Annotated in this window: 13 protein-coding genes; 2 read left to right on the forward strand and 11 right to left on the reverse strand. The window is 32.3% G+C overall.

Annotation, left to right across the window (positions count from 1 at the left end):
- Positions 1-294 precede the first annotated feature (294 nt).
- Positions 295-1161: a GNAT family N-acetyltransferase gene (locus C1I91_RS19895; protein ID WP_128214435.1), complete on the forward strand. Its 867-nt coding sequence runs from the start codon at positions 295-297 to the stop codon at positions 1159-1161.
- Between the two features lie 36 nt (positions 1162-1197).
- On the opposite strand, the gene C1I91_RS29465 is transcribed toward C1I91_RS19895, so the two are convergent.
- From C1I91_RS29465 to C1I91_RS19910, 4 genes are all read right to left on the reverse strand, one after another.
- Entirely contained in the window at positions 1198-1320 is a 123-nt protein-coding gene (locus tag C1I91_RS29465; protein ID WP_275051630.1) for a hypothetical protein, read from the reverse strand.
- A 68-nt stretch (positions 1321-1388) separates the two neighbouring features.
- Positions 1389-1796, reverse strand: coding sequence for a hypothetical protein (locus tag C1I91_RS19900; RefSeq protein WP_128214436.1), 408 nt, complete (start codon positions 1794-1796; stop codon positions 1389-1391).
- Positions 1797-1889: 93 nt separating this feature from the next.
- Entirely contained in the window at positions 1890-2666 is a 777-nt protein-coding gene (locus C1I91_RS19905) for a GNAT family N-acetyltransferase (protein ID WP_128214437.1), read from the reverse strand.
- A 57-nt stretch (positions 2667-2723) separates the two neighbouring features.
- Entirely contained in the window at positions 2724-3218 is a 495-nt protein-coding gene (locus tag C1I91_RS19910; protein ID WP_128216052.1) for a prolyl-tRNA synthetase associated domain-containing protein, read from the reverse strand.
- A gap of 419 nt (positions 3219-3637) precedes the next feature.
- Here C1I91_RS19910 and C1I91_RS19915 point away from each other — a divergent pair, with 419 nt between their 5' ends.
- Positions 3638-4537, forward strand: a complete 900-nt coding sequence (locus C1I91_RS19915; protein WP_128214438.1) for a 4Fe-4S double cluster binding domain-containing protein — start codon at positions 3638-3640, stop codon at positions 4535-4537.
- 82 nt (positions 4538-4619) lie between these two features.
- Here C1I91_RS19915 and C1I91_RS19920 read toward each other — a convergent pair whose 3' ends face one another.
- The 7 genes from C1I91_RS19920 to der form a co-directional block, all read right to left on the reverse strand.
- Positions 4620-5765 carry an acyltransferase family protein gene (locus C1I91_RS19920; RefSeq protein WP_128214439.1) on the reverse strand — a complete coding sequence of 382 codons (1146 nt, stop codon included), beginning with the start codon at positions 5763-5765 and terminating at the stop codon, positions 4620-4622.
- Positions 5766-5801: 36 nt separating this feature from the next.
- Positions 5802-6173, reverse strand: a complete 372-nt coding sequence (locus tag C1I91_RS19925; RefSeq protein ID WP_164880599.1) for a VOC family protein — start codon at positions 6171-6173, stop codon at positions 5802-5804.
- Positions 6174-6537: 364 nt separating this feature from the next.
- The gene (locus C1I91_RS19930; RefSeq protein WP_128214441.1) at positions 6538-7851 is read right to left on the reverse strand and encodes an IS4 family transposase; all 1314 of its coding nucleotides are present in this window, start codon (positions 7849-7851) and stop codon (positions 6538-6540) included.
- A 192-nt stretch (positions 7852-8043) separates the two neighbouring features.
- A complete protein-coding gene (gene ltrA, locus C1I91_RS19935; RefSeq protein WP_338032565.1) occupies positions 8044-9132 on the reverse strand; it encodes a group II intron reverse transcriptase/maturase in 1089 nt (362 codons plus the stop codon).
- A gap of 16 nt (positions 9133-9148) precedes the next feature.
- Positions 9149-9451, reverse strand: a complete 303-nt coding sequence (locus tag C1I91_RS29615; protein WP_338032566.1) for a hypothetical protein — start codon at positions 9449-9451, stop codon at positions 9149-9151.
- Positions 9452-10337: 886 nt separating this feature from the next.
- Complete coding sequence (locus C1I91_RS19945; RefSeq protein WP_128214442.1) at positions 10338-11330, reverse strand: NAD(P)H-dependent glycerol-3-phosphate dehydrogenase; 993 nt, start codon at positions 11328-11330, stop codon at positions 10338-10340.
- 2 nt (positions 11331-11332) lie between these two features.
- Complete coding sequence (gene der, locus C1I91_RS19950; protein WP_128214443.1) at positions 11333-12649, reverse strand: ribosome biogenesis GTPase Der; 1317 nt, start codon at positions 12647-12649, stop codon at positions 11333-11335.
- Position 12650 lies beyond the last annotated feature (1 nt).

Below are 12650 nucleotides of genomic sequence, written 5' to 3' on the forward strand. Positions count from 1 at the left end.
GTCCATAAAATAATATATGTGATTGTGTTTTTATAAAAACATATTGTTATTGCAGATATTCCAGTTCTATAATCTAAAAATATCAGAAATCATTTTAACTATTAATACTATCTTTCCTGATCTTTGGATTGGCATATATAGGTTTCCATTACGAAAACTTAATTTATGCATGTTCGGTAATCTCGGCTTCTGGGGATTATCAGGCATGTATAAATTAATAGTTGAGGTTGGTTCCTTATACCTATATAACTATCAATTAAATTAACTTATTAACAATATTAAGGAGCAGTATTTATGATTAAAAATTATTTAGAACTTAGCGAACGAGAGATAAAAAGAGTTTATGAATATCAAAACAAGGATAAGATTAAATATTCAACTATAGAAGAAATGGATAAAGCCTTCAAATCTGACCTTTTCAACTTTGGAGAAGGGATACTTTTTAACTTTAAAAACAATGATATTTGTAGTAGCTTAAATGTATTATTAAAGGAATGTCCTATAAAATTTATAGCTTACGGCTTTGAATTATCAGTTTCCAATCATATTGAAGATAAAACCTCAGCAATCAAGGAAATTGTGGAAGCAGCAAAAACTTTAGCAAAGCTTCACAAGGCTAAAGAATTCTACCTAGGTATAGCAGACTCTGAAATAGTAAATCTACTAAATTCACTAAATTATTTTGAAGATTATTATGCAATAAAAATGGTTTTAGAAGACATATCAATTCTTTATCCAACACTAAATTTAATCCCTCTCTGTGAAGAAAATAAAGAAGTATTTTTAGATATTGATAATGAGGCCTTCAGTGAGGCGCCTAATGGGAAAACCACATATATCGAAGAAGTTGATGAATATATAAGAAATGCTGACGATAATAATTGTTACTTCATAGCCGAAGTAGACGGACAAGCTGCTGGATTCCTTTTGTTTGAAGTCAAAGATGGGAAGGCACTCTTTGACCTAGGATTAAAAAAAAGCTACCGAGGAAAGGGCTATGGAAAAATGCTTTTAGAAACTGCTATAGATTTTTTAAACAAGAAAAATGCAGATGAAATAGGATTAATAGTTATTACTAAAAATACCTTGGCCTACAACATGTACATTAAAAGAGGGTTTAAAGAACAGAAGTCTTTGAGCAGTTGGTTTCCTATATTTTAAAGTAGTATAGTGAGAATTTTGCACTTTATATTAAAATCATACAAATTGCATTAGTATATTGAGATAATTGTTAGCCATCTCATACTTTAGTGTACCTAAACAAAGAATTAATATGTCATCTACTGCATAAAACTTAACTTCATCAGTATTCTTAAACATATTGTAAAATTAAAAGGCAACCCAACATAGGTTGCCTTTATTACATCATATAGTATTCTTTATGCCACTCATTGTATTCTTTCTATGTATGTCATTACACCACACTTTGAAAAAACATACGCCATTTTTTCCATTTCTGCATGTGTCCCATTTAACTTGAGGTTATCAAAATTTTGTAGAATGTTCTTTATTTTATCCATCCCTAGATTTAACTCAGCTTTTAATGTTCTTATAATTAAAACTCTATTTTTATCTTGATTTCTTATTTCTAGCGACCAAACTCCATCTTGAGCCAATATAGCTCTCTTTATTTTTTGTTCAGGTTCATCATTCATCCAATCAATTTCAGTTAAATTTCCACATTTACCACAAAAGTAGCTTGCATGTGTATCAACTCTCCCTTTCCAAAAAGTTTGAGCAACACTCATATTTACTTGATTTCCACAACTTGAACAAGTTTCTATAATATATGCCAAAAAAACCACCTTCTACTATTATTAAACGGAAAGTTTTATGTCCATTATTGAGTTTATTTCACTATGAAAAAAGTCTATTAAAACTATCTCACATCAAAACCTAAATAAAAGATCAGTCCTATCCCCTACTTTTGTAAAACCTATTCTTAAGTACATTTCTTTAGGAGTATCTTCCTCATCTGCAACTAAATATATTGTGTGACACTGTGCCTCTATTGCTACATTAATCAGATATTTAAGTATAGTTGTACCATACCCTTTACGCTGATATATCGGTATAACAGCAAAGTCTTCTATCTTTGCTACTCCATCATGAATAAACATATCACACTTTCCTACTATAGTACCATCATGATAACAGTTATATGAATTAACCCCTTCCGCTGAAACATATATCTTACCTCTTCTGTAATCTCTTCTTTCGCAGAAATCTCTTCCTAGTGCCTCCTCATCATGCTGTAAATCACAGAACAAATTATCTTCAACCAATGGTTGATTTATCACCTTTTTTATAATACAGTCCTTTCGATCTTTCAACGCTTCAAAAGAAGCTACGTCAAAAAGGTAATATCCATTTCTTGATATTGAAGGCTTAATTTCTAATAGATTTTCCATAGAACTATCAATTGTTAAATCCATTATAAAGTTGCAATAGTTACATCTTTCTTCTTTTCTAAACAAAATCTCTTCATCTATAATCGGCTTGAGTTCGTAAGGAGTAATATCATTATTTAGGTAGGTGTAATTATGATAATACATGTCCTTTAAGTAATCATCTCTAAATCTAATTACGTTTTTCTTTTCATACATGGTACAAAAAACTTTTGTATACTCTAATTCACATTTTTTTATTTTATCATCCAATAACATAATCTATCCTCATCTCTTAAACTGAATATTTATAACTAAAATAAGTAAAAACTCTTCTTATATATCAACAAAAGAATATTGATTCTTTTGCCATCTTATAAACTTTTCAAAGTCATCATAAGAAAGCTCTAAGGTTACATTGTTTACATTAGGATGAAAATTCACTATCTCTGCGCTAGCTATGTCTCTATCCATCAAAACAATAACTTCTTTTTCTTTATCATTTATCAAACCAAAAGGACTTACAGAGCCTGGTGCTAACCCTAAATACCTAAATAACCTATACTCTGAAGCAAAAGATAAACTTGAACTACCAATTTGCTTTGCTAGCTCTTTCAAATCAAGCCTTTTGTTCTCATCTAATATTATAAGATAATGAATGTCGCCTTTTCTATTTCTAAGGAATAAGTTCTTACACAGCATTCCTTTTAAGTCAATCTCCAATTTATCAGCATCTTCAATGGTATATACAGGAATATGTTCATGCTTATAATATTTAATTTCTAATAAATCCAGTGTTTCATACACTCTCTTCTCAGTATCCATATTCAATCCTCCAATAAGTACATTATAGTAAACTTTCACAAATTTGTATATTAATAAACTTTTAGTAATTATACAACATCTTCTTACTAGTAGCATTGTTATATACTTGTGTATAATTTCTCCATGTACATGTTAATTTATCCCATAAAAGTGATATAATTATTAAATACACTAAGACTCCAATATCCTAATAGATTTTCAGTATCATAGTTTCTTATTTAATTATAAATATGTGCAGCTTCTATCCAAAGTCTACTTTTAGATCTTCTCACTCTCTGAGAGAATAACCTAAAAATGTAAGTTATGTTTAAGAATATTATTAAAATTAAGTGGTTATTAAAGCAACGGATGAATGGCCTCTTAATTTCAATACATCACTTTAACAAAGATAAAATATAAATTTAAAAATAAAATGGAGGAGTAATATGAAAGATAATTTAGAACGAATAGCCATAGAAAATGGAGACAGCTTAAAAATCATTCCATCAATTCACCTAGAAGATTTAGAGAACATCTTCAATGATTTTAAAGCTAATGAGGATCTCAATGATTTTCAGAAGTGGATAGTAAATGAATTATATCAACTAGACATACCAAAACAACCTTTTCAGGTTAATTCTATAATTCTTGTTGCCATACAGCATCCTTTCTATGCAAAGGTTAAATTCACTAAAGAAGGAGTGGAGAAAACTTTTTTAAGTTTAGTAGTCTCTGATTTTAATACAACAGAAGCTTACATTAAGAGATATACTGAAGAAAATAACTGTTCTATAGTTGAGGCAAAAAATCTCCCTCTTAAAAGATTAGCTGTTCACAGCGGTCTAGCCTGTTATGGCAGAAACAATATAACCTATATAAATGGTTTAGGCAGCAATTTTTCATATAAGGCATATTTCACAGATCTACTATGTGAAGAAGATACTTGGGGAGAGCTGCAAAACGCCAAAGCCTGCACCAATTGTTCTTTATGCATTAATAACTGTCCTACTGGCGCTATAAGGAAAGATAGATTTTTAATAGACAATACAAAATGCTTATCCTTCATAAATGAAGTCCCTGGTGAATTCCCAGCTTGGATACCAGTACAATCCCACCACACTCTATACGACTGTCTAAAATGTCAGATCATATGTCCTATGAATCACACTCAAAAAGACAATATAATTGAAAATATATCTTTTACAGAAGAAGAAACTAACCTTTTATTAGAGGGACATCCTTTAAATAATTTATCATCAGAATTAAAACACAAAGTAAACCTACTTGGAATAAACCAATGGTACTCAGCTATTCCAAGAAATTTAAAGACCTTGCTTGAGTTATGATCTTCTGCAATATGCTCACTAATAAATCACCTATTCATTCTACAAAAATCTAAACTCTTTCTATACCTATATTGAAACTAGTCTATATAACTCTATTCACATATGGGATTTTCCTTATGAGATAACTTAGTAAGAAGGTAGCTATTATAGAGATTATGCTCACTGTAAAAAACTTTCCTACAGCCCCATATATATTAACTTTATCCAAACTAAATTGCACTGCAAGGACTATTGGAAAATGAAAGATATAAGCAGCGAAGCTAGTCTCTGCAATTTTACTAACAAACTTTGAAGTATGATTAAGAAATTGTCTAAAAAAGAATATTAAGCCCCAGCATATAAATACAGCCATGAAAGATTCATATATGGCCCATTTGTCAAATATGAAGTTAATAATAACTGACGGAATAAGGAAATGTAAGTGAACTATCATAGCCATTATGACAGCAATTACGATACAAAAATATCCGGTTTTATTGCCAAGTTTTAAAAACAAGTTCTTTCTATAAGAGATTATTCCTACTACAAACAAAATTACGTATTGAGGTAGATGAGCAACTTCAGATTGAATTATGAAAAATACTCCAATCCATTTATCTATGGGATACCATATACGCACTACTAGAGATATAAGCGCTATGCTTAGTCCTGTAATAAATATAAAAGATAGTATATTTATATTATTATCGCTTTTAATTCTAAACTTAGGTATTATAACTCTAAAGAGTACGTACACCAACGTAAAAAACAGAAGGTTTTCAGCAAACCATAAGTGTCCAAAACTCATATCTTTGCCAAAACCTAGGTATCTAGTGAAGTAATAACTAAAGAATCCCGATGGCTTGTTTGCAACATAATTAACGTTATAGAAGTACATCTCAGCAGGCTGAATAGTAAAAAATACAAATAAGGCCGGTATGCCAAGTCTTATTAATCTATCTTTTACAAACCAACTTCTTCCCTTTTTATCATAAGAACCTGGCACAAAATATCCTGAAATCATAAAAAATAGTCCCATGAAAAAGCCTGCATTTACAGCAAAAAAGTAACCTAAAGCATTTATATTTTCATGTAAACTGCTCTTATACTCCCAGAAGCCACCTGTATGTCCATAAGCTTGACCAACATGATGAACTATAACAAGTATAGTAAGAAATATCTTAAGGTTGTCCAAGAAGAATAGTCTTTTCTTTTTCGTATAAACTTCATTAGAAATTACATTTTGCATATTCCACCTTCTTACAGATTTATTAATGTAAATTTATCAATTTTTTGCCCTAGTAACAAAATTAACTATATTACCGTCCAGATCTCTAAACCACATGGATCTAGCTCCCCATGGATGAGTTGTTGGTAATTTAATAAATTCAATATCTGTCTTTCTTAGCTTTTCATATTCCTCATCCACATTTTTCACCTCAAAGTTTATTACAGTATTTCCACTACCATAATCAAACATAGAACCTGGAGATAATTGCTCCATACTCTGCTCAGAAAATATGGATAAACTTACTCTTTCACCACTACTCTCCATATGAGTAGAATTTCCTTCAAACCTAACACCAAGAACTTCAGAATAAAAATCTGTCAAAGCAAGGACATCTTTTGTAATTAAGCTTATACCTATTAAATTCACTCTTATATCCTCCAAATTATGCTAAAACTATCATTACAATGATCTAACAATCATTTTCACTATCCATAATATCTTAATTAATTTATAGATTTCATTAGAAACTCATATAAAACTAAGTTTATTATATATGAAAAGCTAATATTTGTATATATTTTACATACCATACTATAAGAGCAAGTCATACATGAAAAAGTACTGGCAAGTGACCAATGTCATTAAGTTAATGTTTTGCCACAGCAAAATTAAAGTCAATTGAAAGTGTATATGCTTTCAATTGGCTTTTCTCTTTTATATTGTATATTTTTTTGCATGCAAATAAGACAGAGTTAAATCTCTGCAAAAAAAAATTTATATTAGCATAAATTTATGCTACTCTATATATGAAGCTAACTGCCGATTTGGTTTTGACTTTGCGAGGGTCTTTTCTGCCATTTCGAACAGGTAATATATTTCTTTTAATTAGTGCTTCAACATTAGGCGGTGAAGCTACATTGATACATCTGAAATATTGCATACAAACTGCTATGGCCATAGTGAAATTAACCTGATAGCTGTATTTTCTGTTTTTCTGTTGTACAACTACCTGTGTTGTTATTATTTCGCAAAAGTTATACATGGTAAGTCTTGCAAATATCTCTTGTATGATGTAGTCCGCCTTTTTAGAATGAAAACTTGTTAACCCAATGGCATACTTCAATTCTCTAAATGATGTCTCAATGCCCCAACGCATGTGGTATATTTCTTTAAGCTTCTCTATTGAAAACTCTTCTTTGCTAAGATTAGTAATAATAACTTCGTAAGTGTTGTCTGATATTGGAAATCGAACAACTCTAAAGTTTACTGGATAGGTTCCTTTATCTTTAACCGGAAGATAATCAAACCTTTGATTAGCAGGCATAAACTTATATTTTTCAGGATGTGCCTTTATATCCTTAGTTTGACGTCTAGTCAGCAAAATACTATGCTCTATATCAAATGTTTCATCATTAGGTATAGATATACCTGATACTATTCCATTACTATGTATATCTTTAACTCTTATAACATAATTCCAATTTTTCTTTATGATATGTTCAAAGACATTATAACTTTCGTATCCACGGTCGGCTATTATTATAGTTTTATCATTAATATTAGAGCGATCTACCATGTCAATTAATGCCTGAAATTCATTTTCTTCTCTACCTGATTGAATAACTGCATCCATATATGTTCTACTACATAAATCATACATAGCATTTAAGTGAAGAAGGTTATATCCTTTTGAATTTTCAGTAGCTTGAAAATGATTTTTTTCATCTTTAGGATTATGTGCAATACATAAATCTGAACCATCAACTGCCAATAATCGATAGCCATCATAATATTTAGGGCTTACTGCTAATGATGTAAACTTACTAAAAAGATAGTTAAGTGCTTCAGGGAGAATCTTTTGCGGCCGCTGAACGAACGCGGAGCAAGTGGCTGATTCAGTATCATACGAAAAGTATTTTAGAAGCTCAAGATTTAAGCTACTGCCTCCAATAGAAAGTAAAATATTTAGCATCTCTTTGAAATTCAATTTTCGATTTCTAGTGAAATCCTTATCGGGGTCGTTGACAAATAACCATGAGTATTCATGCATTTCCTTTAATACCGTATCTAATTTATTCTTTATAAAATCTGCATATTCGTTCATGAGCGAACCTCCTAAAAAACATTATATTTAAGGGGCTTCGCCACATTTTTCTAACTATTTGTCAAGCTTTTTCTAATGTTTTGATAAAAATTATTATACGTAAATTGTTATAATCGAGTAGGAGCTGAATAATTATTTTATTCAGCGTCCTCTCACACCACCGTGCGTACCGGTCTGGTACACGGCGGTTCCTTAAGTTGATTGAATTTTAATATATTGACGCACTAGGCTTTTCAATCCTATGTCCGAGAAGAATTGATTTGTAAGAGTTGTGTTTAAAATCGCACTATTTGCTACTCGCCAGTATCCTTTACGGGTATTGGCAAACTTTATAGCTTGATAGTGTTCAAGTCCCAGCTTCTTAAGGTTTTTATATCTAGTTCTAACTTTCTTCCACTGTTTCCATATACACATTCTTAATCTTTGCCTTATCCAAATATCTATGTGTTCTACTATTCCTTTGCATTTGGCTATTCCATAATAGTTAATCCACCCAACATTAATTAAGTTAAGCTTCTCTATTCTTTGTTCCAAAGTCATCGGTTTTGACCTAGATAGTATCTCTTTGATTTTATCTTTATGTCGACTCAGTGATTGCTTTGATATAGATGCATATGCTTTTCCATACATTAGGTTTAATGTAAATCCTAGAAATTTTCTTCTCCAAGGTCTATCTACTGCACTCTTCTGTCTATTTACTTTAAGTTTGAGCTTGCCTTCAATAAAAGCAGTTATGTTCTCCATGACTCTTTTACCTGCTCTCTCACTTTTAACATAGATATTACAGTCGTCCGCGTAGCGACAGAATTTATGACCTCTCATTTCTAACTCTTTATCTAGTTCATCTAGCATTATGTTAGATAACAATGGACTCAACGGTCCTCCTTGTGGAGTTCCTTCTTCATTTCTTACCACTACACCATTTATCATTATTCCTGACTGAAGGTATTTCCTTATTAGGGATAATACTCTCTTATCCTTAATGCTTCTTGATAATTTATACATTAAGATATCATGGTTAACCTTATCAAAGAATTTCTCTAAGTCCATATCAACAACCCACCTATAGCCATCATTGATATATTGCTCTGCTTTCTTAATTGCGTCTTTAGCACCTCTTTGAGGGCGGAAACCAAAGCTACTTTCAGAAAATCTTCTATCATAGATACTATTTAATTCTTGAGCAATAGCTTGTTGGATAAGTCTATCCAAAACTGTAGGTATACCTAAGAGTCTAGTACCACCATTAGGTTTTGGTATTTCTACTCTTCTAACTGGCATTGGTCTATACTCACCATTAAGAATACTCTCTAATAGATACCCAGTTTGTTTTCAGAAATTGTTTAAGTTCATAAACTGTCATTCCGTCCACGCCATGGCTACCTTTATTAGATATTACTCTTTTAAGAGCCAAGTTCATATTATCCTTGGATAATATCCTTTCTAGTGAGCCATATTCAAATCCACTGATTTTCTCCTTTGGAGTTGCCGAGAATTCTCTATGCACTCTTTGCTTATCTTCGAGTTCCACTCTATCTTGGGCACTAGAGCCTAAATATTTAGTTTTCTGCAATCTTTGAGTACTCTGCGAAACTTTCAAACTTGAAAACCTCCTTAAAGTTCAGTCCTTCATCCGCTATCGCGATTAGCGGAGTTACTATGACTTCTGCTGACTTCTGATAGTTCAATTACATATCACTATGTAGGTTATCGCTTTAGAAATTCATCTTATCAGCAATGTATCTATCAGACCTCCCCAGGTAAGAACAACAACCTTCATCTCATATATCTGCTACATTTACTCCTAGAAATTTGGGATAGTGTAGGACTTTGTTTTGTTTTGCAAACTCGTCCGTCCCTAGTAAGCCTTATATGTAGTTCGTATCCCTCAGACCGAGATTTTGCCTTAGGCTTCCTTCAGATTCCACCTCACGATGGACACCCTTGCCCTTAGCTAGTGGTTCCCACTACCAAGCCCACAGCGGACTTTCACCGCCAAGTTGTTGCCCATGCTGGGCACACAAAAAAGAACAGGTATGTATTTGTAAACATACTCTGTTCCATAACTATAATATTTATTTCTTAACTTAATGACATTGGGCAAGTGACATGTTTTTTTACTGTTTACCCCAATATCTATCCTAAATACTTGATGCTGCTAGGTTTAGATAGCGATGAGTTTCATGCTTTCCTTAACAGTAAAAAAGTGAAGCATCCTAATTATAGACGCTCCACTTTTCATAATTTTCATTAACAATATCATTAAAACCTTCATAACTTCATTAATTCTCATATAGATCACATCATAACGCAATATAAAATATACTGTATGGTTATAGTCAATAGTAAAAAACAAAAAACACCAAACAATATAAATAGTTTAGTGTTTTTTTATATATTATATTAATATTTTGCATAAGCTCATTCAAATATCTGAAGATTGCACACTTAATTTCAATAACCCTTTAATATACGGTTATTATAGATTAATAACTCTCAGCCTTTTTGTTTCTTTCCATAAGTCCGCTAACTGCTTCTTGTGGGTTTAGTCCATCAAAAAGAATTCTATGTAGAATATCTGTTATAGGCATTTCAACCTTTAGCTTTTCTTTTAGTTCGTAGAAGGCTCTGCAAGCTTTCACACCTTCAACTACCATTCCCACTTCTTTCTCTGCTTCTGCTAGACTTTTTCCTTGACCTATAAGTATGCCGGCTCTCCTGTTTCTTGAGTGCATGCTAGTGCAAGTTACGATAAGATCTCCCATTCCTGTAAGTCCGAAGAAGGTCTCCATCTTTCCTCCAAGCTCTAAGCCCACTCTACTGATTTCCTTCATACCTCTAGTCATCAGTGCTGCTTTAGCATTGTCTCCATAGCCTATTCCATCACAAACTCCTGCTGCTAAGGCTATGATGTTCTTTACTGCTCCACCTATTTCTACTCCTACTAGATCATCATTTGTATAGATTCTTAGGTGGGGAGCCATAAATAAGTCCTGTACTTTTTCAGCACAAGCCATATTTCTAGAGCTTGCTACTAAAGTAGTTGGGTACTCTAAGGCAACTTCTTCTGCATGAGAAGGTCCAGATAAAACTACTATTGGATTATTAAGCTCCTGCTCTATTACTTCTGATAACCTTAAATCAGTACCTTCCTCAATTCCTTTTGCTATACTTACAACAATTATATCTTCAGGAAGTTTTCCTTTTAATGATTTGCAAGCATTTCTTATAACATGTGATGGAACTGCAAGTACTAAACATTCAGTACCTTTTAAAGCATCATCTAAATCGTAATAAGCAGTGACATTTTCAGGAATGTGTAAATCCTTGATGTATCTATCATTTTTTCTTTCGTTGTTAATCTCGTCAACAACCTCTTTATCTCTGTCCCAGATAGATACTGTTACACCCTTTTTAGCTAGTAGGATAGACAAAGCTGTACCAAAGCTTCCTCCTCCTAAAAAAGTCACCTTATTCATACTTATTCCTTCCTTTCTCTATACTCTATTTCTATTCCTGTTCCCTTGAAATCAAAACTCTCTCTAAGCTGATTTTCTAGGTATCTTCCGTAAGAAAAATGCAGTGCATTACTGTCATTTACAAAGAATATAAATTTAGGTGGTTTGTTAGCAACCTGAGTAGCATAGTAGATCTTAAGTCTCTTAAGACCAACTACTGGAGGTTCCTTCATAAGTACTGCTTTATTTATAACATCATTTAATATACCTGTTGATATTCTCTTTGAGTAGTTATCATAGCAGCCCTTAGCGATTTCTAGTACCTTGTGTACTCTTTGACCTGTAAGTGCTGATATAAATAAGTATGGAGCATATGATAAGAAGTTAAGATTTGCTTGAATATCCTTTTGATATTTAATCATTGTCTTATCATCTTTTTCTACAAGATCCCACTTATTAACTATAACCATTATAGCCTTGTTCATTTCGTGAGCAAAACCTATGATTTTTTCATCTTGATCTGTAACTCCCTCTTGAGCATCTAGCATAAGTATAACAACATCGGCTCTTTCAATTGCAGCATAAGTTCTTATTACGCTGTATCTTTCAATCTCCTCTTTAACTTTGCTCTTTCTTCTAAGACCAGCTGTATCCACTAATATAAACTTACCTTCCTTAGTTTCAACATAGCTATCTATAGAGTCTCTAGTAGTTCCTGGAACGTCACTAACTATTACTCTTTCTTCACCTAATAATTTGTTTATAAGAGATGATTTACCTACGTTTGGCTTACCAACCATAGCTATTCTTACATATTCATCTTCTTCATCTTCAGTTCCAAGTTCTTTAAAGTGCTCTACCACTCTATCAAGCATATCTCCAAGAGCAAGACCTTGTGTAGCTGATATTGTTATAGGTTCACCTATACCAAGATTATAGAACTCAAAAGCATTTGGTTCATCTTTTAAGGAATCTATCTTATTTACTACAAGAACAACTGGCTTTTTGCTCTTTCTAAGCATTTGAGCAACTTCTCCATCTGCTGCTGTAAGTCCTTCTTTACCATCAACGATAAATACTATAACATCAGCAGTTTCTATGGCCATCTGCGCCTGTCTTCTCATTTGCTTTACTATAACATCTTCGCTTTCAGGCTCAATACCACCTGTATCTATCATAGTAAATTTGTAGCTTAGCCACTCTGCTTCTGCATAAACTCTATCTCTAGTAACTCCTGGTGTATCTTGTACTATAGATATTCTTCTTCCTGCTAGCTTATTAAACAATGTAGACTTTCCTACATTAGGACGTCCAACTATAGCAACTATTGGCTTTCCCATG

The organism is Clostridium manihotivorum, assembly GCF_004015185.1.
In the GTDB taxonomy this organism is placed as follows: Bacteria; Bacillota; Clostridia; order Clostridiales; family Clostridiaceae; genus Clostridium_AR; species Clostridium_AR manihotivorum.